The sequence below is a fragment of the Kitasatospora sp. Xyl93 genome, assembly GCF_055383135.1.
The window spans coordinates 564,750-585,479 of record NZ_AP029185.1 but is presented as its reverse complement, the minus strand read 5'-3'; the positions used below and the strand labels follow the sequence as shown (position 1 = coordinate 585,479).

Sequence of the window (20,730 nt, the reverse complement as noted above, 5' to 3'; positions counted from 1 at the left end):
CCGTACGGTATACCGAACGGTCTCGGGAGAGAAGAGGTCCAGCATGAACGATGCCGAGGAATCCGTCCGGGGCGTCCTCGCCGCCAACCTGAAGCGGGTGCGGGCCCAGCGCGGACTGTCGCTGTCCGAGCTGTCCCGGCAGGCGGGGGTCGGCAAGGCGACGCTCTCCCAGCTGGAGTCGGGGGCCGGCAACCCCACCCTGGAGACGGTGCTCGGGCTGTCCCGGGTGCTCGGCGTGCCGATCTCCGACCTGGTCGAGGCCCGGCCCGCCGACGAGGTCACGGTGGTGCGCGCGGCCGACACCGAGGTGCTCAGCGGACGGGGCGTCGACCTGCGCCCGCTGCGCCGGATCGAGTGCGGCGACGCGGTGTTCGAGGTCTACGACCAGGTGGTGCGGATCGACGGCACCCAGATCTCCGCCGGCCACGGCGGCACCGAGCACACCGTCGTCCAGGCCGGCCGGCTGCGGGTCCGGGCGGGCCGCCGCGAGGTGGAACTCGGCCCGGGCGACTACGTCGGCTTCGACGCCGCCCTGCCGCACAGCTACACCGCCGTGAGCGGCGAGCCGGTGCGCTCGGTGCTCCTGCTGCAGCACCGCTCGGAGCAGCGCCTGCACCTCGCCGCTGCGACGGGCGACCCGGCGGGCGAACGGCCGCAGCCCGGTCTACCGCAGGGGCACGGGCACTGAGCCCGGCGGTTCGCCGGGGCTGGACTCGCACGTTCGGTTTGCCGAACGGTCCGTCGCCCGCACGCCCCCGGCCCGGCACGTCCTCCGGGTGGCCGTCAGCAGTGGCAGCGGCCGGTGGTGTACGGAAGAGTCCTCGGCACGGCGAGGGGACCCGACCCTCGCGCCCACCCCCGAGGAGAGTCGCCATGAGCGCTCCGCAGAACGATCCGCAGAACAGCCCCAGCGGCGTCGACGTCAAGCTGGACGAGCAGGGCCGCATCGTCGTGTCGCCCCAGCTGGCGAGCTTGGCGAGCACCGGCGAGACACCCGACATCCAGAGGCGACACGGCCACGTCACCAACGTCTGTCCCAACATGGTGGCCGGCTGCGGCTCTCCGCCGGTGTAGTCGAACCGAGTCGCCCGAGTAGTCCGACCGACCCGTCCGACGGAGAACCGCACCCATGACGCAGACCCTCACCGCGCCCGGTACCGGCGGGAGCACCTCCCCGGCGTTCCGGGTGCAGCTCGCGGAGTCACTGACCGACCGGGCCCTGCACCTGATCGTCCTCCCCACCGAGCAGTGCAACTTCCGCTGCACCTACTGCTACGAGGACTTCACCGTCGGACGGATGGACGAAGCCGTGGTCGGCGGCATCAAGCGGCTGATCGACCGGCGCGCCGCGGACCTGCGGCGCCTGGACGTCTCCTGGTTCGGCGGGGAGCCACTGCTCGCACGCCCGATCGTCGAGGAACTCTCCGCCCACCTGGCCGACTTGGCCGCCGCCCGGCCCGGTCTGCAATACCAGGCTGACATGACCACCAACGGCTACCTGCTCGACACCGGGACCGCCCGCAGGCTCGCGGCCCTCGGCGTCGACCGGTACCAGATCTCCCTGGACGGCCCGGCCGAGGCCCACGACACCACCAGGCTGCGCGCGGACGGCCGCGGCTCGTTCGACCGGATCTGGCGGAACCTGCTGGCGATCCGGGACAGCGCGCTGCCCGTCCGCGTGCTGCTGCGGGTCCACCTCACCCCCGCCAACCTGCCGCTCATGCCCGGGTTCCTCGCCCGGCTGCGCGACACCTTCCTGCGGGACGAGCGGTTCACGCTCCACCTCAAGCCGGTCGAGCGGATGGGCGGGCCGAACGACCGGACGATGGAGATCCTCGAACAGGGGCTGCGCCCGAAGGTCCTGGACGAGCTGACCGCCGTGGCGTACGACGGGCTCCCGGCCGCGCCGGAACCCGACGAGCTGCCCGTCTGCTACGCGGCCCGGCCGAACTCCCTGGTGATCCGGGCCGACGGCACCGTCGGCAAGTGCACGGTGGCGCTCACCGACCCCGCCAACGCGGTCGGCCGGCTGCTGCCGGACGGCACCCTGCGGATCGACAACGAGCGGCTCGCCCCGTGGGTGCGCGGCTGGGCGACCGGCGACGAGAGCGCGGTGCACTGCCCGTACGCGGCGATGGACCGCCCGGCCCCGGCCCCGGCGCTGCTGCAGATCGGCAGGCGGCCGGCAGCGGCTGTCCCGAGCTGACCGGCGGGGCCGCATCGGCCGGGTTGTCGGTGCCGTGCGGCAGGATGGCCGGCATGACGGACACGCTCACCTGGCTCGCCGAACCCCAGTCGATCGCCTTCGGCGGCTACAGCGTCGTGCTGGCCCGCGGCCTGGCGCCGGAGAAGCTGGTGGCCCGGATCGCCGAGGGCTTCCCGAGGTGCACCGCGCGGCCGCTCGGCGAACTCACCGCTCGGGACCTGGTCGAGGAGTACGAACTCGAGTTCCCCGGCGACATCGAGGACATCGCGCTGCACCACGGGCGCACCGGCGACCTCGCCTTCGCGGTGGTGTACGGGTACTGGCAGGGCGAGCTGAGCGTCCCGCCGGCCGCCTCGCGCGGCGGCGCCGAGGTCTTCCACCTGGAGTTCGAGGAGGAGAACGGCAAGCCGGTGCCGCCGTTCTTCCACGGCTACCGGGACGGCCGGGAGATCTGCTTCCTCAACCTCCACCTGGACGGCAGCTGGGGCCCCGACGGCGTCGCGGGCGAGCCGGCCACCGTCGCCGCCCTGACGGCCGAGCTGGCGGCGGCCGGCCTGCCCGACCACGACCGCGCGGACGACGACCTCCACCGGACCAGCCTGGAGGTGCTCGGCCGCCACTTCGGGCTCACCCTCCCGCGCACCCTGGTGCGGGAGGCCGCGCTGCCGGCGGTGCTGCTGGAGGCCGACTGAGCGCCCGCCCGGCGGGCGCTCAGAAGCGTCGTCGGTCCCAGGCCGGGGCGGGGGCTTCGTCAACCGGCGTCCGGGGATTACGCCTCGGGGCGCGAACGGTGCGGGAACGGACCGTGAATAGTTCCCGGGCCGGGTGGACTCCCCGGCCGGCCGCCGGGCCCTGCGGGCATCATGGGCCGCGACCGGGACGTCGCGGAACAGGGAGTCGACCGATGGGAAGGCCGAGGGCGGAGTTCGGCTGCGCGAAGTGCTACGGGGAGGACGAGAAGGCCGTGTGGGGGCGGCAGCGGGAGGGCTTCGAGCACGAGGCGGAGGTGGTGGACGGCTCGCACTTCTCCGTCGGTCTGCGGCGCTGCCGGGAGTGCGCGCAGCGGTTCGTGTGGATCTTCAGCGAGGTCGTCGACTGGATGGGCGGGGACGACGCCCAGTACGTGACGATCATGCCGGTGACCGCCGACGAGGCCACCGGCCTGAGGCAGGGCACGCTGCGCCCGCAGCAGCTCGGAGGACTCGGCCGCGACCGCCGCCACCTGGACCACGACTGGCCCACCGGCGGCCCGGCGAGCCTGCGGTGGCGCTCCGGCCGCTTCCTGGTCCCGGAAGGCCGCGGATGGGAGAGGGATCAGAAGACGCCGAACTCCCCGGGCCTCAGGCGTCGTTGAGGGCGTAGCTGCGGAAGGTGGCCAGCAGGGGCAGCACCTCGGTCTTGTCGGGGTCCTCGGTGACGGCCCGCATCGCGTCGATCACCGTGTGGGCGATGATCTTCGTCACCGAGAGGTCGTCCGAGGGCGCGAGGGTGCCCCAGGCCCTCAGCGTCTGCGTCAGCAGCGCGCTCATCCGGGCGCCGATGTTGGAGCTGACGGCGTCGGAGATCTCGGCGAGCTCCTCGTCGCTCATGGTCGCGCGCAGCCCGAAGGCCAGCGCCATCAGGGTGTCCATCGCGTGCTCGCCGTACGCGGCGACCAGCGCCGGCAGCGGCCGTTCGCCGGCGCCGCCCGCCGCCAGGGCGGACAGCGCCTCGTCGTCGTCCTTCCACGCCGCCTCCAAGGCGGCCAGGGCCCGCAGGGCCTCGTCCACGGTCAGCCCGTCTGTCATGGAAGGAACGGTATTGAGCCGCCTGGGCTTCCGACAGGCCCGGGCGCCCGGATCACCCCTTCGAGCGAAGCGGGGCCGATTCGGGCCGATGGAGGCGCGCGAAGTGCTCCACGTCCCAGCCGCCGCCCAGCTCGGGGGCCAGCGAGGCGTACGCGAGGGCGGCGAAGTCCTCGGCGCCGCCCGCCCGTTCCGGCAGGGCGCCGAGCAGTGGGGCGCCGGCCGAGCGGGGCAGGTCGGCGAGGTTGCAGCGTTCGGCGAGGCCCGGTTCGGCGGGCCAGGACCCGACGAGCACACCCGCGAGCGGCAGGCCGCGGGCCGCCAGCGCCTCCGCCGTGAGGGCGACGATGTTGAGCGTGCCGAGCCCGGCCGAGGCGATCAGCAGGACCTCGGCCGGCAGCCCGGCCTCGCGCACGGCCCGGGCCTGGTCGGCGAGCGTGCGGCCCTCGTCGTCGTAGCGGACCAGCAGCCCGCCCGCGCCCTCCACCAGGACGAGGTCGTGGCCGGCGGCCAGGTCGGCCACCTCGGACACCACCGCGGCGGGGGAGAGGTACGGCATCCCGGCCCGCCGGGCGGCGGTGTCGGGAGCCAGCGGCTCGGGATAGCGCACCAGCTCACGGACCGTCAGATCGCCCGCCAGCCTGCGCACTTCGGCGGCGTCGCCCGGTTCGTCCGGCGACACGCCCGTCTGCCCGGGCTTGAGCACCGCGACCTTCAGGCCCGCCCGCAGCGCCGCCGAGGCGACCGCCGCGGTGGCGACCGTCTTGCCGACGTCCGTGTTGGTCCCCGTCACGAACAGGATGCGCGCGCTCATCCCGCCACCGCCGCGGCGGTCACGGCGGCAGCGATCCGTGCCACGTCCTCGTCCTCCGTCACATAGGGGGGCATGGTGTAGATCAGGTCCCGGAACGGCCGCAGCCAGACGCCCTCCCGCGCCGCCGCCTCCGTCGCCGCGCGGACGTCCACCGGGTGGTCCAACTGGACGACGCCGATGGCCCCCCGGGTGCGCACGTCGAGCACGCCGGGGACGTCCGCGGCCGCCGCGAGGCCCTCGGCCAGGCCGGCCCCGATCCGCTTCACCTCGGTCGACCAGTCCTGCCCGAGCAGCAGCTCCAGCGAGGCGTTGGCGACCGCGCAGGCGAGCGGGTTGCCCATGAACGTCGGCCCGTGGGCGAGCACCGGCACCTCGCCGCGGCTGATGCCGTCGGCGATCCCGCTGGTGCACAGCGTGGCGGCCAGCGTCAGGTACCCGCCGGTCAGCGCCTTGCCCAGGCACATCACGTCCGGCGAGACGCCCGCGTGGTCGGCGGCGAACAGCGCGCCGCTGCGCCCGAACCCGGTGGCGATCTCGTCGAAGACCAGCAACACCCCGTAGCGGTCGCACAGTTCGCGCAGCATCCGCAGGTAGGCGGGGGAGTGGAAGCGCATCCCGCCCGCGCCCTGGACCACCGGCTCGACGATGACGGCGGCCAGCTCGTCCGCGTACCGGGCCATCAACTCCTCGAAGCGCGCGGCGTATCCGGGGTCGAGCGGGGCGTCGAAGCCGGCCGGAGGCTCGGGGGCGAACAGCTGGCCGGGCAGCACCCCGCCCCACAGGTGGTGCATCCCGCCCTCCGGGTCGCAGACCGACATCGGGTGGAAGGTGTCCCCGTGGTAGCCGCCGCGCCAGGTGAGCAGCCGGCGCTTGGCCGGCCGCCCGACGGACTGCCAGTACTGCAGGCACATCTTCATCGCGACCTCGACGGCCACCGAGCCCGAGTCGGCGAGGAAGACGTGCCGCAGCGGCTCCGGGGTGATCTCCACCAGGGTGGCGGCCAGCCGGACGGCGGGCTCGTGGGTGAGCCCGCCGAACATCACATGGCTCATCCGCCCCAGCTGGTCGCGCACCGCCTCGTCCAGCACCGGGTGCCGGTAGCCGTGGATCGCCGCCCACCAGGACGACATCCCGTCGACCAGCTCGCGCCGCCCGCCCGCGACCGGCTCGGCGAGGCGCAGCCGCACCCCCGAGGCGGACTCGACCACGTACGGGGTGACGGTCCCGGGCATCGGCCCGTACGGGTGCCACACATGGGCGCGGTCGAGGTCGAGCAGGGCGGCTGCGGACGGCTGGAGCATGGCGGTTCTCCGGAGGGTCGGAACTGTCAGGCGTTGGGCGCGAGTTCGGTGCCGGCGCCGCGGCGGCGGACCTTCACGAGGTCGCTGCGCAGCTCGTCGCCGTCCGGGGTCTGCGGGGCGACGGCCTCCGGGGAGGCGGCCTCGGAGCCGTGCGCGTGCCCGCCGCACGGCCCGCAGCCACCGCCGCTGCCGCAGGCCGGGGCCGCGGTGCCGCAGCCGCCACCGGCCGCCGCCTCGGCGACGTCCGCGCGGTGGCGCGGCAGGGTGGCCTCGCCGGCGCCCTCGACCTCGAAGCCGGCGTCCTTGATCATGTCGAGGTCGGCCTGTCCGGCCTGGCCCTCGCTGGTGAGGTAGTCGCCGAGGAAGATGGAGTTGGCGATGTGCAGGCCGAGCGGCTGCATCGAGCGCAGGTGCACCTCGCGTCCGCCCGCGATCCGCACCTCGGTGTCCGGGTTGACGAAGCGGACCATCGCCAGGATGCGCAGGCAGCGCTGCGGGCTGAGGTTCCACTCCTTGGCGAGCGGGGTGCCCTCGAACGGGATCAGGAAGTTGACCGGGACGGAGTCCGAGCCCAGCTCGCGCAGCGCGAAGACGACGTCGACCAGGTCCTCGTCGCTCTCGCCCATGCCGGCGATCAGGCCGGAGCAGGCGGACAGGCCCGCGCCGTGCGCCTTCTGCACGGTGTCCACCCGGTCCGCGTAGGTGTGGGTGGTGGCGATGTCGCCGTAGGTGCCCTCGGAGGTGTTGAGGTTGTGGTTGTAGGCGTCGGCGCCGGCCGCCTTGAGCCGCTCCGCCTGGTTGTCGGAGAGCAGGCCGAGGCAGACGCAGATCTCGACCTCGGGGTCGGCGTCCTTGATGGCGGCCATGGTGTCGGTGACCCGGTCGATGTCGCGGTCCGTCGGGCCGCGGCCGCTGGCGACCAGGCAGACCCGCTTGGCGCCGCCGGCCACCCCGGCGCGGGCCGCGTCGGCGGCCTGGTCGGGCTTGAGCCAGGTGTACTTGAGGATCTCGGCCTTCGACCCGAGCCGCTGCGAGCAGTACGAGCAGTCCTCCGGACAGAGCCCGCTCTTCAGGTTCACCAGGTAGTTGAGCTTGACCCGGCGGCCGAACCAGCGGCGGCGCACCTTGCCGGCCGCGGCGACCACGTCGAGCAGCTCGTCGTCGGTGGTGGCGAGGACGGCCAGGGCCTCCTCGCGGGTCGGGACTTCGCCGCGCAGGCCCTTGGCGGTGAGGGTATCGAGCAGATCCATGGGGCGATCCTGCCTGGTGGTGATCGGGCGGCGCCAGAGCAAACCCGCCAGAAGATCCGTGTGAGGATGTGCCGATTGCCACAGTGTCGAAGCTCACGGCTCCGCCGCAGGTCACGCGCTTGACGTCGCGCCCGGGCGCCGCCTACCGGCGGGTGGTGGGACGGACGGCGGACGGCTCCGGCGGGCGATGATCCACAACTCCCGACCCAGTGATCCACGCCACCCCGGGGGTGCTTAGAATCTGCGCCATGACCACGCAGGGGGAGCGCACCCCGACTCCGGGAGAGGGCCGGGAAGGCCGGGCAGGACAGCGGGTCGGCGGGGGCGCCGACGCCGACGGGGGAACGGGCCGCGGGCGGCGCGGCCGACGGCTGACGGCCCGTCGGGCGGCGGGCTGGATCGTCGTGGTCGGCGTGGTGGCGGGCGGGGGATGGATCATCACCCGCCCGATGCCCGGCGACTACATACCCGGGCTAGGCCCGTCCAGCAAGGACTCCTCCGCGACGCCGCGCGTGGTGGGCACCCCGCCGCCGCTCACCGACCCCGAGGCCCTCAACGTCGACAACATCTTCCCCGCCCAGCGGCCGGTCGAGGTCGGCGCCTACAAGGCGCGGCGCAACGGCGTCCGGCAGGGCGAGAACTGCGCCGAGGCGCTCCAGGACCGGACCCAGGACCCGCTGAAGGAGACCGGCTGCCAGGGTTACCTGGCCGTCAGCTTCAGCGGCCAGGACCGCCCGGTGCTCAGCAGCGTCACCCTGCTGCGCTTCCCCGACCAGGCCTCCGCCGCCCGGGCCGCCGAGGCCCTGCGGGCCAAGCCCGGCGCGGTCGCCTTCACCCTCGCCAACGCCGGCACCGCCCCCGGCCTGCCTCCCGGCGGCGCCAAGCCGGGCGGCGAGCCGCGGATAGAGGCGGTCGGGCACTACGTGACCGTCACCAGCTCCCGGCCGGGCGACGAGCGACCGGCGGGCTCCCCCACGGTCGGCACCGGGGCGCCGACCGCGCCGGTCCCGCCGACCGCCGGCGCGACGCCCGGCGCCGAGCAGGGCCTGGACGAGGCCACCCGCGCGCTCTCCTACGCCGCGGGCTCGCCGTTCGTCTGGATGTGACGGCCCGCCGAACGCGCGGATCCCCCGGAAGCCTCGGCCTCCGGGGGGATCCGCGCGTTCGGGCGCCGGCTCAGCCGCCGAGCCGGTCCACCGAGGTCACCCGCAGCACCGCCCGGCCCTCCTCGTCCGAGCCGTAGAGGTCGACCTCGGCGCTGATGCCCCAGTCGTGGTCGCCCTCCGGGTCGTCGAAGATCTGCCGGACGCGCCAGGAGGAGTCCTCCTCCTCGATGATCAGCATCTTCGGGCCGCGTGCGTCCGGGCCGGTGCCGAGGTCGTCGTACTCCTCCCAGTACCCGTCCATGGCGTCCGCCCAGCGGTCCGCGTCCCAGCCGTACTCGCCGTCCAGCTCGCCGAGCGCGTCCCAGTTCTCCAGCGCGCACAGCTCGACCCGGCGGAACATCTCGTTGCGCACCAGGACCCGGAAGGCGCGGGCGTTGGCGGTGACCGGCGCCGGCTTGTCGTCCAGGCGCACCTCGGCGGCCTGCGGCTCGGTCGGGTTGGCCAGCTGCTCCCACTCGTCCAGCAGGCTGGAGTCGACCTGGCGGACCAGCTCGCCGAGCCAGGCGATGACGTCCTTGAGGTCGTCGGTCTTCACGTCCTCGGGGACGGTCTGCTCCAGCGCCTTGAACGCGCCGGCCAGGTAGCGCAGCACGATGCCCTCGGTGCGGGCCAGCTCGTAGAAGCCGACGTAGTCCGAGAAGGTCATCGCCCGCTCGTACAGGTCGCGGACCACCGACTTCGGCTGCAGCCGGTGGTCGCCGATCCACGGGTGCGCCCGGCGGTACACCTCGTAGGCGTGGGTGAGCAGCTCCTCCAGCGGCTTCGGGTAGGTGATCTCCTGGAGCCGCTCCATCCGCTCCTCGTACTCGATGCCGTCCCGCTTCATCTCGCCGACGGCCTCGCCGCGCGCCTTGTTCTGCTGGGCGGCGAGGATCTGGCGGGGGTCGTCGAGGGTCGCCTCGACGACGGAGACGACGTCCATCGCGTACGAGGGCGAGGTCGGGTCGAGCAGCTCGAAGGAGGCCAGCGCGAAGGTGGACAGCGGCTGGTTGAGCGCGAAGTTCTCCTGGAGGTCCAGGGTGAGCCGGACGATCCGGCCCTCGGCGTCCGGCTCCGGCAGCCGCTCCACCACGCCGCCCTCCAGCAGCGAGCGGTAGATGGCGATCGCGGTGCGGATGTGGCGGCGCTGCGCGGCCCGGTCCTCGTGGTTGTCGGTCAGCAGCTTGCGCATCGCCTCGAAGGCGTTGCCCGGGCGGCCGATCACCGACAGCAGCATCGCGTGGCTGACCTTGAACCGGGAGACCAGCGGCTCCGGGTCGGCGCCGATCAGCTTGTCGAAGGTCTCCTCGGTCCAGCCGACGAAGCCCTCCGGGGCCTTCTTCCGGACGACCTTGCGCTTCTTCTTGGGGTCGTCCCCGGCCTTGGCGATCGCCTTGTCGTTCTCGATCACGTGCTCCGGCGCCTGCGCCACGACCTGGCCGACGGTGTCGAAGCCGGCCCGGCCGGCCCGGCCGGCGATCTGGTGGAACTCGCGGGCGCGCAGGATGCGCACCCGGTTGCCGTCGTACTTGGACAGCGCGGTGAACAGCACCGTGCGGATCGGCACATTGACGCCGACGCCGAGCGTGTCGGTGCCGCAGATGACCTTCAACAGGCCCGCCTGGGCGAGGCGTTCGACCAGTCGGCGGTACTTCGGCAGCATGCCCGCGTGGTGCACGCCGATGCCGTGGCGCACGTAACGGGACAGGTTGCGGCCGAACTTGGTGGTGAAGCGGAAGTTGCCGATCAGGTCGGCGATGGCCTCCTTCTCCGCCTTCGAGCACATGTTGATGCTCATCAGCGACTGGGCCCGCTCCACCGCCTCCTTCTGGGTGAAGTGCACGACGTAGACCGGCGCCTGGCCGGTCTGCAGCAGCTCCTCCAGGGTGTCGTGCATGGTGGTGCGGCGGTACTCGTAGAACAGCGGCACCGGGCGGGTCGCGTTGCGCACCACCGTGGTCGGCCGGCCCGTGCGGCGGGTCAGGTCCTCCTCGAAGCGGCGGACGTCGCCGAGCGTCGCGGACATCAGCAGGAACTGCGCCTGCGGCAGCTCCAGCAGCGGGATCTGCCAGGCCCAGCCGCGGTCCGGCTCGGCGTAGAAGTGGAACTCGTCCATGACCACCTGGCCGATGTCCGCCCGGGCGCCGTCGCGCAGCGCGATCTGGGCGAGCACCTCGGCGGTGCAGCAGATGATCGGCGCGGTCGGGTTCACGCTCGCGTCGCCGGTCATCATGCCGACCTGCTCGGTGCCGAACATCTTCACCAGGTCGAAGAACTTCTCCGACACCAGCGCCTTGATCGGGGCGGTGTAGAAGGTCCGCTGCCCCTCGGCCAGCGCCGCGAAGTGCGCGCCCGCCGCCACCAGGCTCTTGCCCGAGCCGGTCGGCGTCGCCAGGATCACGTTGTTCCCGGACACCAGCTCGATCAGCGCCTCCTCCTGCGCCGGGTACAGCGTGATCCCGCGTTCCTCCGCCCAGGCTGCGAACGTCTCGTACAGCGCGTCGGGGGTGGCGGGCTTCGGCATCAGATCAAGGAGGGTCACCCGGCTATCTTGCCTGCTCGCCGCCACCCCGGGCAAAGCCCCGGGCGGGCGGACGCCGGGGACCGGCTTGTGGCGACCGGCCGGCCGGTCGCGCCGATCATGTGCCGAGAGGCACATTGATCCCCGTTCACGGCGCGTGCCAGAGTGCCGGGCATGAACCATCCGCTCGCGGCCGAGCCGCGCACCGCCGCCCCCGCCCCCGCGCACGTGTTCGACTGGCTCGACGAGACGGCCGCGATGCGGGCGGAGGCGGGGCTGACGCGCACGCTGCGCAGCCGGGCGGCGGACGACGGGGTGCTGGACCTCGCGGGCAACGACTACCTGGGGCTGACCAGGCATCCGGTGGTCGCCCGGGCGGCCGCCGACGCGGCGCTGCGCTGGGGCGGGGGGTCGACGGGCTCGCGGCTGGTCACCGGGACGACCGCGCTGCACACCGAACTGGAGGAGGAGCTGGCCGAGTTCTGCGGGGTGGAGGCCGCGCTGGTGTTCTCCTCCGGCTACACGGCCAACCTCGCGGCGCTGACCGCGCTCACCGACCCGGACACCCTGATCGTCTCCGACGCCTACAACCACGCGTCGCTGATCGACGGCTGCCGGCTCTCCCGCGCCGACGTCCACCGCGCCCCGCACGCCGACCCGGCGGCCGTCGCCGAGGCGCTCGCCGGGCGGGCCCGGCAGCGGGCGCTGGTGGTGACCGACTCGGTGTTCTCGGTGGACGGCGACGCGGCCCCGCTGCCCGCGCTGTCCGCCGCCGCCCGCGCGCACGGCGCCGCGCTGCTGGTGGACGACGCGCACGGGCTGGGCGTGCTCGGCCCCGGCGGCACCGGGGCGCTCGCCGCGGCCGGGCTCGCCGGGCAGCCGGACACGGTGGCCACCGCCACCCTCTCCAAGTCGCTCGGCTCGCAGGGCGGCGCCGTCCTCGGCCCGCGCCGGGTGATCCGCCACCTCACCGAGACCGCCCGCACCTTCATCTTCGACACCGGCCTCGCCCCGGCCGCCGCCGGCGCCGCCCTCGCCGCCCTGCGGCTGCTGCGCGCCGAGCCCGCCCGCGCCGAGCGCGCCCGCGAGGTCGCCCGCACCCTGGCCCGGCAGCTCACCGCGGAAGGGCTGCGCAGCTGCGAGCCCGAGGCCGCCGTGGTCTCCGTCCGGGCCCCCGGCCCCGAGGCGGCCGTCGCCTGGGCCGCCGACTGCCGCCGGGCCGGCCTCGCCGTCGGCTGCTTCCGCCCGCCCTCCGTCCCGGACGGCGTCTCCCGGCTGCGGCTGACCGCCCGCGGCGACCTGACGGACGGGCAGATCGCCGAGGCCGTGCGCATCGTCGCCGAACTGGCCCCGGCCGGCGCGCGGGGCTGAGGCCCCAGCGGGCGACGCCGTGGCCCGGGGCGGGTGAGCCGGGGCGCAGGCGCGCTACTTCTTCCTCGCCCGGCTGGGCTGGACCCGGGTGGGCTCGCCGGCCGCCTTGGGGTGGTCGGGCGGGTAGGGGAGTTCGCCGAGGCCCTCGTCGTGCAACTGCTTGTCGTAGAGCTCCAGCAGGGGCTCCAGGCGGAACGCGTGCTGCTCCATCCCGGCGTTCAGGTCGCCGAGTTCGGCGAAACGGGCGGGGACGGTGCGCAGGTCGAAGTCCTCCGGGACGGCGTCGTCCAGTTCCTCCCAGCGCAGCGGGGTGGAGGCGGTGGCGCGGGGACGGGCGCGCAGGGAGTAGGCCGAGGCGATGGTGCGGTCGCGGGCCATCTGGTTGTAGTCGACGAAGATCCGCTCGCCGCGCTCCTCCTTCCACCACGCGGTGGTGACCTTCCCGGGCATCCGCTGCTCCAGCACCCGGCCGAGCGCGATCACCGCGTGCCGTCCGTCGGTGAACGTCCACTCGGGTGCCAGCGGCACGTAGACGTGCAGCCCGCGCCCGCCGGAGGACTTGGGCCAGCCGCGCAGCCCGTACTCCTCCAGCAGGGCGCGCAGCTCGTGGGCGGCCCGGACGGCGTCGTGGAAGTCGGTGCCGGGCTGCGGGTCGAGGTCGATGCGCAGCTCGTCCACGTGGCCGGTGTCGGAGCGCCGCACCGGCCAGGGGTGGAAGGTGAGGCAGCCCAGGTTGGCCGCCCACAGCACGGCGGCCGGCTCGGTGGGGCAGATCTCGTCGGCGGAGCGGCCGGACGGGAACTCGATCCGGGCGGTGGGCAGCCACTCCGGCAGGCCCTTGGGCGCGCGCTTCTGGTAGAAGAACTCGCCCTCCACCCCGTCCGGGAAGCGCTGCAGGGTGGTCGGCCGCTCGCGCAGCCCGCGCAGCACCCCGTCGGCGACGGCCAGGTAGTACTGTGCGACGTCCAGCTTGGTGAAGCCCCGCTCGGGGTAGTACACCTTGTCCGGGTTCGACAGCCGGACGGTGCGCCCGGCGACATCCAGTTCCACGGCTGAGCCCATGCCCCACACGCTAAGCGCCGTACGCCCGGCGCGCGCCCCGGGGCGAACCGGGCGAGGATCGGACGCATGGACCTGCCTGTGATGCCGCCGGTGGCGCCGATGCTCGCCAAGTCGGTGGCCAAGATCCCGCCCGGGATGCAGTACGAGGCCAAGTGGGACGGCTTCCGCTCCATCGTGTTCCGCGACGGCGACGAGGTGGAGCTCGGCAGCCGCACCGGCAAGCCGCTGACCAGGTACTTCCCCGAGCTGGTCGAGGCGTTCCGGCGGGAGCTGCCGCCGCGCTGCGTGCTGGACGGCGAGGTGGTGATCGCCCGGGACGGCCGGCTGCGCTTCGAGGAACTGCTGGAGCGCATCCACCCCGCCGCGAGCCGGGTGAGGCTGCTCGCCGAGCGGACCCCGGCCTCCTTCGTCGCCTTCGACCTGCTCGCCCTCGGCGACGACTCCCTGCTGGACGAGCCGCTGTCGGCGCGCCGCCCGGCGCTGGAGGCCGCGCTCGCGGGCGCCGCCGACCCGGTGTTCACCGCCCCCGCCGCCACCGACCTCGACCTGGCCCGGAGCTGGTTCGACGAGTTCGAGGGCGCCGGGCTGGACGGGGTGGTCGCCAAGCCGCTGGACCAGCCGTACCGGCCGGGCGAGCGGACCATGTTCAAGGTCAAGCACGAGCGCACCGCCGACTGCGTGGTGGCCGGCTACCGCGAGCACAAGAGCGGCCCGGTGGTCGGCTCGCTGCTGCTGGGCATCTTCGACGACGACGGCAGGCTCCAGCACGTCGGCGTCTGCGCCGCCTTCCCGATGGCCCGCCGCCGCGAACTCGCCGAGGAGCTGGCGCCGTTGCGCATGGACGACCTCTCCCGGCACCCCTGGGGCGGCTGGGCGGACGAGGCCGCGCACGCCGAGGGCCGGCTGCCCGGCGCGGTCAGCCGCTGGACCGGCGGCAAGGACCTCTCGTGGATCGCGCTGCGCCCCGAGCGGGTGGTCGAGGTGGCGTACGACCACATGGAGGGCACCCGGTTCCGGCACACCGCGCAGTTCCGCCGCTGGCGGCCGGACCGCACGCCGGAGAGCTGCACCTACGCGCAGCTGGAGGAGCCGGTCTCGTACGACCTCGGCAAGGTGCTGGGGGGCTGACGGCGTACGGAGGCCCGACCCGGGGGGCCGGGTCGGGCCTCTCGCGTGTGGTCCGGGTGGGGCTCAGGAGACGTGCAGCGTGGCGGTGCCGGTGGGCGTGCCGGGCGCGGTCGCCGTCGGCGAGGCCTTCGGCGAGGCGGACCCGGTGGGCGAGGCGGTCGGTGACGGGGAAGCCGTGGGCGAGGCCGTCGGGGAGCCCGTGCCGGGCGGGGTGGGCAGCGTGTAGACGTTGTCCGGCGAGACGATCCGGGTGATCGCCCGGGCCAGGAACGTCGAGGGTTCCGACTCGTCGTGCGTGATGTCGGTGTTGAGCAGGATGGCCAGGCTGGCCTTGGCCTGCGGCAGGTAGAGCACCACGCTCTCGTAGCCGGGCAGCGAGCCGTTGTGGCCCATCCACCCGTGGGTGGTGAAGATGCCGAAGCCGTAGCCGAGGTCGGGGGTGTCCCCGACGGACTTGAACTTCAGCCGCTCCGCCTGGGTGGCGGGCTTGAGCAGCGGCTCGCCGGTGGCCAGCGCCTTCGACCAGGTCTGCAGGTCGGCCAGGTTGGAGATGGCGGCGCCGGCCGCCCAGCCCCAGGACGGGTTCCAGGTGGTGGAGTCCTCGACCTTGCCGCTGAGGGTCTGGTCGGTGTAGCCGTGGGCGTGCGGGTCCGGGAAGGCCGCGTCGGTCGGCAGGCTCGTCCGGGAGAGCCCGGCCGGGGTGAACACCTGCTGCTTGAGGAAGTCCTGGAGCGGCCGGCCGCCGACCTTCTCGACGACCAGGCCGAGCAGGATCAGGTTGGTGTTGGAGTACTCGAACCTGGCGCCCGGCGCGAAGTTCGCCGGGTGCTTGAACGCGTAGCCGAGCAGCTGGTCCGGGGTGAACGGGCGGCCCGGGTCCTTGAAGAACGCCTGTTGGAAGTCGTCGTCCAGGGTGTAGTTGAACAGTCCGCTGCGCATCTCGCCGAGCTGGCGCAGGGTGATCCCGTCGCCGCCGGGCACGTTCGGGACGTACGTGGAGACCGGGTCGTCCAGGTGCAGCTTGCCCTGGTCCACGAGCCGCAGGACGGCGGTGGTGGTGAAGGTCTTGGTCACGCTGCCGATCCGCATGTACAGGTCGGGGGACATCGCCGTACCGGTGCTCCGGTCGGCGACGCCGAAGGTGCGCTGGTAGCTGCCGTCGGGGGTGGTGTAGCCGACGATCACCCCCGGGATGTCGACCTCGCTCATCACCTGCTTGATCGCGCTGTCCAGGCGGGCTTCGACGTCGGGGGTGAGCGCCACCACTGCGCCGGAGGGGCTGCCGGTCGGCTTGGCGGTCGGGCTGAGCGCGGCCGGTTCGGCGGTGACCGCCGGGCCGGCCTGTCGGGCGGGCTTCGCGTCACCGGAGCAGCCGGAGACGGCGAGCAGTCCGGTCAGCGCGAGGGCGGCGGAGGCCACCCGTACGGACCGGGGGACGGCCGGGCGCGGGCAGCGGGGAACGGCCGGTCGGGGCCGTCGGGTGTCGGTCATCGGCGCAGGCGGCCTCTCTGGGGCGGACGGCCCCGTGGCGAAGGGCCCCGGAGTGCGGCTCGGCCGGGCCGGAGCGCCGCTCCACGGGGCGCGGGGGATCGCCGCCACCGTAAGCACCGCCGCCGGACGGCCGCGCGCGGGTCGCGGCCCGACTGGACCGAACGGGAGAGCGGGTCAGCCGAGTGCCGCAACCGGCTGGTGTCGTGCTGTCAAGTACCCCGGCCGGACCGCCGGTTGGTGTCGTGGCGGCCGTCCCGCGCTCGGCCGGACGGGTGAGCACCGGCACGCCGCACCCGCCGCCGGCCGCTGCTCGGGCACGATCGTTCAGCCCAGCTGTGGCCGCCCTTAAGAATTCCTCGATGGACCGCACCCCCTCCGACCAGGCAGATTGCTGCCTGCCCGGAGCGCGCCCGCCAGGAGCGGCCGAACCGGGCCACCTCGGCCTGCCCGACCCCCGAAGGCCGTCCCCCGCGCACGTCAGGAGCCGTCGCCGTGAAGGCACTCGTCAAGCAGCAGGCCGAGCCCGGCCTCTGGATGATCGATGTCCCGAAGCCCGAGATCGGCCCCGGCGAGGTGCTGATCAAGGTGCTGCGGACCGGCATCTGCGGCACCGACCTGCACATCCGCAAGTGGGACGGCTGGGCCCAGCAGACCATCCGGACCCCGCTGGTGCTCGGCCACGAGTTCGTCGGCGAGGTCGCCGAGACCGGCGCCGGCGTCGCGGACATCGCGGTCGGCGACCTGGTCAGCGGCGAGGGCCACCTGGTCTGCGGCAAGTGCCGCAACTGCCTGGCCGGCCGCCGCCACCTGTGCCGCAACACCGTCGGCCTGGGCGTCAACCGCGACGGCGCCTTCGCCGAGTACGTGGCCCTGCCCGCCTCCAACGTCTGGGTGCACCGGGTGCCGGTCGACCTGGACGTGGCCGCGATCTTCGACCCGTTCGGCAACGCCGTGCACACCGCGCTGTCCTTCCCGCTGGTCGGCGAGGACGTGCTGGTCACCGGCGCCGGCCCGATCGGCATCATGGCCGCCGCCGTCGCCAAGCACGCCGGCGCCCGCAACGTGATGATCACCGACGTCTCCCCGTACCGCCTCGACCTGGCCCGCAAGGTCGGCGTGACGCTGGCGCTCGACGTCTCCCAGCACACCATCGAGGAGGGCCAGCAGAAGCTGGGCCTGCGCGAGGGCTTCGACGTCGGCCTGGAGATGTCCGGCCGCCCCGAGGCGATGCAGTCGATGATCGCCAACATGACCCACGGCGGGAAGATCGCCATGCTCGGCCTGCCCGCCGAGCAGTTCCCGGTGGACTGGGCCTCGATCGTCACCTCGATGATCACCATCAAGGGCATCTACGGCCGCGAGATGTTCGAGACCTGGTACGCGATGTCCGTGCTGCTGGAGGGCGGCCTGGACCTCAGCCCGGTGATCACCGGCCGCTACGCCGCCGCCGACTTCGAGGCCGCCTTCGACGACGCCGCGAGCGGCAACTGCGGCAAGATCATCCTCGACTGGACGGCCTGAGCCCGGCCCGGGCCCCGCCGAAATGCTCCCGCCGAACTGCTGAAGGAGACCGCAGTGTTCGACAACGTGCGTGCCGACGTCGCCGCCACCCTGGACGAGATCCGCGAGGCGGGCCTGTTCAAGCCCGAGCGGGTGATCGGCACCCCGCAGAGCGCCGCGGTCACCGTGACCGGCGGCGGCCGCCCGGGCGAGGTGCTGAACTTCTGCGCCAACAACTACCTCGGCCTGGCCGACCACCCCGCGGTGCTCGCCGCGGCCAAGGACGCCCTGGACCGCTGGGGCTACGGCATGGCCTCGGTCCGGTTCATCTGCGGCACCCAGGACGTCCACAAGGAGCTGGAGGACCGCCTCTCGGCCTTCCTCGGGCAGGAGGACACGATCCTCTACTCCTCCTGCTTCGACGCCAACGGCGGTGTCTTCGAGACCTTGCTCGGCGCCGAGGACGCCGTCATCTCCGACGCGCTGAACCACGCCAGCATCATCGACGGCATCCGGCTCAGCAAGGCCCGCCGCCACCGCTACGCCAACCGCGACATGGCCGACCTGGAGAAGCAGCTCCAGGACACCCAGGACGCCCGCCGCCGCCTGATCGTCACCGACGGCGTGTTCTCGATGGACGGCTACGTCGCCCCGCTGCGGGAGATCTGCGACCTGGCCGACCGCTACGACGCCATGGTCATGGTCGACGACTCGCACGCCGTCGGCTTCGTCGGCGCGGGCGGCCGCGGCACCCCCGAGCTGCACGGCGTGATGGACCGCGTGGACATCATCACCGGCACCCTCGGCAAGGCCCTCGGCGGCGCCTCCGGCGGCTACGTCGCCGCCCGCCGCGAGATCGTCGCCCTGCTGCGCCAGCGCTCCCGCCCGTACCTGTTCTCCAACTCGCTGGCCCCGGTGATCGCGGCCGCCTCGCTCAAGGTGCTCGACCTGGTCGAGCAGTCCAACGAACTGCGCGAGCGGCTCGCGGCCAACACCGCGCTGTTCCGCACGAGGATGACCGAGGCCGGCTTCGAGATCCTGCCCGGCGACCACCCGATCGCCCCGGTGATGATCGGCGACGCGGCCCGGGCCGGCAAGCTCGCCGAACTGCTGCTGGAGCGCGGCGTGTACGTGATCGGCTTCTCCTACCCGGTCGTCCCGCACGGCCAGGCCCGGATCCGGGTCCAGCTGTCCGCGGCGCACTCCACCGAGGACGTCGAGCGCGCCGTCGCGGCCTTCGTGGACGCGCGCGCCGCGCTGGGGGAGTAACCCCCGGCCACCAGCCGCCCGTGGGCCGGACCGCTCGGAACCGGACCGGCCCACGGGCCCACGACTCCCGTGCGGCGGGGGCGAACCGATCCGCCCCCGCCGCACGGACCAGAGACCATCCGCCCCACCCTCCCGCTGCGGGGGCGGGACGCCGGCCCCGCCGACGTCCCGCCCCCGTCGTGGTTCCGTCGTGGCTCCGGGCTACCGCTCGTCGCCGTCCTCGCCCTGGTCGTCGCCGTCGCCCCGGTGGAGCCCGGTGGGCTTGGCGAAGACCTGGTAGCCCTCGGCCGCCGGGGTGCCGGTGCCGGCGACCAGGTTGCCGCTGGTCGAGTCGAACACCACGGTGGTGCCGGCGGCGGACACGAACGGCTGCGTGGACGAGCCGTTGCCGGACGAGCCGTCCGGCGCGGTGGCGACCCGCTCGGTGCGTCCGGTGCGCAGGTCCTGGCGGTAGACGTCCCAGCCCGGGTGCTGCGGCCCGGCCACCAGGTTGTCGGCGGCGGACTCGAAGTAGAGCCACCGGTTGTCGGCGGTGATCGAGCCGTGGTCGGAGGAACCGGTCGAGGTGGTGCCGGGCAGGCCGCCGCTGACCTTCGTCACGGCCCCCGTGCGCAGGTCCCGGACGTGGAGCACGGTGTGGTACCGGTGGCCGCCGGTCGAGCCGCCGGGCTCGGGCAGGGTGTAGATCGCGCGCCGCCCGTCGGGGCTGATCGTCGCCTCGAAGCTGGAGTTGCCGACGGCGCCGTCGAGGCCCACGCTCACCGGGGTGAGCGTCCTGGAGGGCACGTCGTAGGCGTAGTAGACGGCGGAGGTCGGGCGGGCCAGCAGCGGCTGCGGCAGGGACTTCGCCACGGACTGCGGGACGCTGCGGCGCGCGGCCTCGGCGGCGCCCGGGGTGAGTTCGGTGTCGGCGGCCGCGGCCGCCGCGGCGGCCAGGGCGGGGGTCTGCTCGGGCGGCAGCAGGTCGGAGATGGAGCCGAAGCCGACGGTGCGGCCGTCCGCGCTGACCGTGGGGCGGAAGGAGGTGAGCTCGCCCGGCCTGCCCTGCACGTCGTGGGAGACCAGCCGGGTGGTGTGGGTCCGGCGGTCGGTGAGGTAGACGTTGATCTTCCAGGTGTAGGGCCTGGCGAGCGACACCCCGGGCTCGGGCTCGGGCCCGGGGTCCACGACGGTCGGGTCCAGGTCCGTCCGGGAGGACACGTACGCCACGTAGCGGCCGTCGGCGCTGATCGAGGGCGCGTACGAGCCGTGGAACCGGTCGGTGTCGGTGGCGGTGAGCCCGCCGCTGACCAGCTCGGTGCGGCCGGTCCTGAGGTCCCGGACGTACACCTCGGTGCGCCCCTTGACCTGCATGCCGGGCACCGCGTTGTCGGCGTCGCTCTCGAAGGCGACGTAGCGGCCGTTGGCGCTGATCGCGGCCTGTTCGGTCCAGCCGTTCAGCCGCTCGCCCGAGTCGGACAGGTTCACCTGCTCGGTGCGGCCGGTGCGCAGGTCCCTCACGTAGGCGTCGCGCGAGCCCGGCGTGGTCCCGGGCACCAGGTTCGAGGCCCAGGAGGTGAACAGGGCGTAGCGGCCGTCCGCGCTGACGCCCTGGCCGAAGGACTGGTCGTCGGGCACGGCGCCGTTCAGCCCGGTGCTGACCTGCGTGGTGCCGCGCGGCGGCGGTGCGGCCTGGGCGGGTGCGGCGGTGACGGCGAGCAGGGCGGCCGCGGCCAGGGCGCTGCCGCCGCCCGCCAGCCACCGGTTGCGGATGGTACGGGTCATGAGGTGGTCCCCCTCCGATCGCCCGGCCGGGCTCCCTCCCGGCGACGGGCTTTTCGGGAGAGCCAATCGTCGGGAGGGCCGGTGGTCAACGTCCGTGGGTGATCTCGGCGGAAAATACGTCAAC

18 protein-coding genes are annotated in these 20,730 nt (G+C 73.8%); 10 read left to right on the top strand and 8 right to left on the bottom strand.

Annotated features, from left to right (window positions below):
• The first annotated feature begins 43 nt into the window (after window positions 1-43).
• The 5 genes from ACZ5GH_RS02635 (at window position 44) to ACZ5GH_RS02615 (ending at window position 3,560) form a co-directional block, all read left to right on the top strand.
• A complete protein-coding gene (locus ACZ5GH_RS02635; RefSeq protein ID WP_387747685.1) occupies window positions 44-688 on the top strand; it encodes a helix-turn-helix domain-containing protein in 645 nt (214 codons plus the stop codon).
• Window positions 689-873: 185 nt separating this feature from the next.
• The gene (locus ACZ5GH_RS02630) at window positions 874-1,074 is read left to right on the top strand and encodes a hypothetical protein (RefSeq protein ID WP_387747687.1); all 201 of its coding nucleotides are present in this window, start codon (window positions 874-876) and stop codon (window positions 1,072-1,074) included.
• Between the two features lie 55 nt (window positions 1,075-1,129).
• The gene (locus ACZ5GH_RS02625) at window positions 1,130-2,206 is read left to right on the top strand and encodes a radical SAM protein (protein WP_387747689.1); all 1,077 of its coding nucleotides are present in this window, start codon (window positions 1,130-1,132) and stop codon (window positions 2,204-2,206) included.
• Between the two features lie 53 nt (window positions 2,207-2,259).
• A complete protein-coding gene (locus ACZ5GH_RS02620) occupies window positions 2,260-2,898 on the top strand; it encodes a hypothetical protein (RefSeq protein ID WP_464333276.1) in 639 nt (212 codons plus the stop codon).
• 212 nt (window positions 2,899-3,110) lie between these two features.
• Window positions 3,111-3,560, top strand: coding sequence for a hypothetical protein (locus tag ACZ5GH_RS02615; RefSeq protein WP_464333275.1), 450 nt, complete (start codon window positions 3,111-3,113; stop codon window positions 3,558-3,560).
• On the opposite strand, the gene ACZ5GH_RS02610 is transcribed toward ACZ5GH_RS02615, so the two are convergent.
• The 4 genes from ACZ5GH_RS02610 to bioB are packed head-to-tail and all read right to left on the bottom strand — an operon-like array spanning window position 3,547 to window position 7,355.
• Entirely contained in the window at window positions 3,547-3,993 is a 447-nt protein-coding gene (locus tag ACZ5GH_RS02610) for a hypothetical protein (RefSeq protein ID WP_464333274.1), read from the bottom strand. The genes ACZ5GH_RS02615 and ACZ5GH_RS02610 overlap by 14 nt on opposite strands.
• 52 nt (window positions 3,994-4,045) lie before the next feature.
• The gene (gene bioD, locus ACZ5GH_RS02605; protein WP_387747697.1) at window positions 4,046-4,804 is read right to left on the bottom strand and encodes a dethiobiotin synthase; all 759 of its coding nucleotides are present in this window, start codon (window positions 4,802-4,804) and stop codon (window positions 4,046-4,048) included.
• Window positions 4,801-6,105, bottom strand: a complete 1,305-nt coding sequence (locus ACZ5GH_RS02600; RefSeq protein WP_464333273.1) for an adenosylmethionine--8-amino-7-oxononanoate transaminase — start codon at window positions 6,103-6,105, stop codon at window positions 4,801-4,803. The genes bioD and ACZ5GH_RS02600 overlap by 4 nt, the downstream gene beginning before the upstream one ends.
• Before the next feature lie 26 nt (window positions 6,106-6,131).
• Entirely contained in the window at window positions 6,132-7,355 is a 1,224-nt protein-coding gene (gene bioB / locus ACZ5GH_RS02595) for a biotin synthase BioB (RefSeq protein WP_387747701.1), read from the bottom strand.
• A gap of 248 nt (window positions 7,356-7,603) precedes the next feature.
• On the opposite strand from bioB, the gene ACZ5GH_RS02590 reads away from it, so the two are divergent.
• Window positions 7,604-8,461 (top strand): hypothetical protein, encoded by an 858-nt coding sequence (locus tag ACZ5GH_RS02590; RefSeq protein WP_464333272.1) that lies wholly within the window; start codon window positions 7,604-7,606, stop codon window positions 8,459-8,461.
• Window positions 8,462-8,531: 70 nt separating this feature from the next.
• Here ACZ5GH_RS02590 and ACZ5GH_RS02585 read toward each other — a convergent pair whose 3' ends face one another.
• Window positions 8,532-11,024: a DEAD/DEAH box helicase gene (locus ACZ5GH_RS02585; protein ID WP_387748061.1), complete on the bottom strand. Its 2,493-nt coding sequence runs from the start codon at window positions 11,022-11,024 to the stop codon at window positions 8,532-8,534.
• Window positions 11,025-11,195: 171 nt separating this feature from the next.
• Between ACZ5GH_RS02585 and ACZ5GH_RS02580 the strand changes: the two genes are divergently transcribed.
• On the top strand, window positions 11,196-12,392 hold the full coding sequence (locus tag ACZ5GH_RS02580; protein ID WP_387747705.1) for an 8-amino-7-oxononanoate synthase: 1,197 nt from the start codon (window positions 11,196-11,198) through the stop codon (window positions 12,390-12,392).
• Window positions 12,393-12,446: 54 nt separating this feature from the next.
• Here the strand turns inward: ACZ5GH_RS02580 and ligD are convergent, their stop codons facing one another.
• Complete coding sequence (gene ligD / locus ACZ5GH_RS02575) at window positions 12,447-13,454, bottom strand: non-homologous end-joining DNA ligase (protein WP_387747707.1); 1,008 nt, start codon at window positions 13,452-13,454, stop codon at window positions 12,447-12,449.
• A gap of 66 nt (window positions 13,455-13,520) precedes the next feature.
• Here ligD and ACZ5GH_RS02570 point away from each other — a divergent pair, with 66 nt between their 5' ends.
• Entirely contained in the window at window positions 13,521-14,582 is a 1,062-nt protein-coding gene (locus ACZ5GH_RS02570) for an ATP-dependent DNA ligase (RefSeq protein ID WP_387747709.1), read from the top strand.
• A 63-nt stretch (window positions 14,583-14,645) separates the two neighbouring features.
• On the opposite strand, the gene ACZ5GH_RS02565 is transcribed toward ACZ5GH_RS02570, so the two are convergent.
• Window positions 14,646-16,073 (bottom strand): serine hydrolase domain-containing protein, encoded by a 1,428-nt coding sequence (locus ACZ5GH_RS02565; RefSeq protein ID WP_464333271.1) that lies wholly within the window; start codon window positions 16,071-16,073, stop codon window positions 14,646-14,648.
• Between the two features lie 492 nt (window positions 16,074-16,565).
• Between ACZ5GH_RS02565 and tdh the strand changes: the two genes are divergently transcribed.
• The gene (gene tdh, locus ACZ5GH_RS02560; RefSeq protein ID WP_401108426.1) at window positions 16,566-17,594 is read left to right on the top strand and encodes an L-threonine 3-dehydrogenase; all 1,029 of its coding nucleotides are present in this window, start codon (window positions 16,566-16,568) and stop codon (window positions 17,592-17,594) included.
• 54 nt (window positions 17,595-17,648) lie between these two features.
• Window positions 17,649-18,842 carry a glycine C-acetyltransferase gene (locus tag ACZ5GH_RS02555; RefSeq protein WP_387747715.1) on the top strand — a complete coding sequence of 398 codons (1,194 nt, stop codon included), beginning with the start codon at window positions 17,649-17,651 and terminating at the stop codon, window positions 18,840-18,842.
• Window positions 18,843-19,043: 201 nt separating this feature from the next.
• On the opposite strand, the gene ACZ5GH_RS02550 is transcribed toward ACZ5GH_RS02555, so the two are convergent.
• A complete protein-coding gene (locus ACZ5GH_RS02550) occupies window positions 19,044-20,606 on the bottom strand; it encodes a TolB family protein (protein WP_464333270.1) in 1,563 nt (520 codons plus the stop codon).
• Between the last annotated feature and the right edge of the window lie 124 nt (window positions 20,607-20,730).

Bases quoted from the DNA above. Each gene is read 5' to 3' on its own strand.
- ACZ5GH_RS02635 (WP_387747685.1), top strand. From the start codon at position 44: ATGAACGATGCCGAGGAATCCGTCCGGGGCGTCCTCGCCGCCAACCTG.
- ACZ5GH_RS02630 (WP_387747687.1), top strand. From the start codon at position 874: ATGAGCGCTCCGCAGAACGATCCGCAGAACAGCCCCAGCGGCGTCGAC.
- ACZ5GH_RS02625 (WP_387747689.1), top strand. From the start codon at position 1,130: ATGACGCAGACCCTCACCGCGCCCGGTACCGGCGGGAGCACCTCCCCG.
- ACZ5GH_RS02620 (WP_464333276.1), top strand. From the start codon at position 2,260: ATGACGGACACGCTCACCTGGCTCGCCGAACCCCAGTCGATCGCCTTC.
- ACZ5GH_RS02615 (WP_464333275.1), top strand. From the start codon at position 3,111: ATGGGAAGGCCGAGGGCGGAGTTCGGCTGCGCGAAGTGCTACGGGGAG.
- ACZ5GH_RS02610 (WP_464333274.1), bottom strand. From the start codon at position 3,993: ATGACAGACGGGCTGACCGTGGACGAGGCCCTGCGGGCCCTGGCCGCC.
- bioD (WP_387747697.1), bottom strand. From the start codon at position 4,804: ATGAGCGCGCGCATCCTGTTCGTGACGGGGACCAACACGGACGTCGGC.
- ACZ5GH_RS02600 (WP_464333273.1), bottom strand. From the start codon at position 6,105: ATGCTCCAGCCGTCCGCAGCCGCCCTGCTCGACCTCGACCGCGCCCAT.
- bioB (WP_387747701.1), bottom strand. From the start codon at position 7,355: ATGGATCTGCTCGATACCCTCACCGCCAAGGGCCTGCGCGGCGAAGTC.
- ACZ5GH_RS02590 (WP_464333272.1), top strand. From the start codon at position 7,604: ATGACCACGCAGGGGGAGCGCACCCCGACTCCGGGAGAGGGCCGGGAA.
- ACZ5GH_RS02585 (WP_387748061.1), bottom strand. From the start codon at position 11,024: ATGCCGAAGCCCGCCACCCCCGACGCGCTGTACGAGACGTTCGCAGCC.
- ACZ5GH_RS02580 (WP_387747705.1), top strand. From the start codon at position 11,196: ATGAACCATCCGCTCGCGGCCGAGCCGCGCACCGCCGCCCCCGCCCCC.
- ligD (WP_387747707.1), bottom strand. From the start codon at position 13,454: ATGGGCTCAGCCGTGGAACTGGATGTCGCCGGGCGCACCGTCCGGCTG.
- ACZ5GH_RS02570 (WP_387747709.1), top strand. From the start codon at position 13,521: ATGGACCTGCCTGTGATGCCGCCGGTGGCGCCGATGCTCGCCAAGTCG.
- ACZ5GH_RS02565 (WP_464333271.1), bottom strand. From the start codon at position 16,073: ATGACCGACACCCGACGGCCCCGACCGGCCGTTCCCCGCTGCCCGCGC.
- ACZ5GH_RS02550 (WP_464333270.1), bottom strand. From the start codon at position 20,606: ATGACCCGTACCATCCGCAACCGGTGGCTGGCGGGCGGCGGCAGCGCC.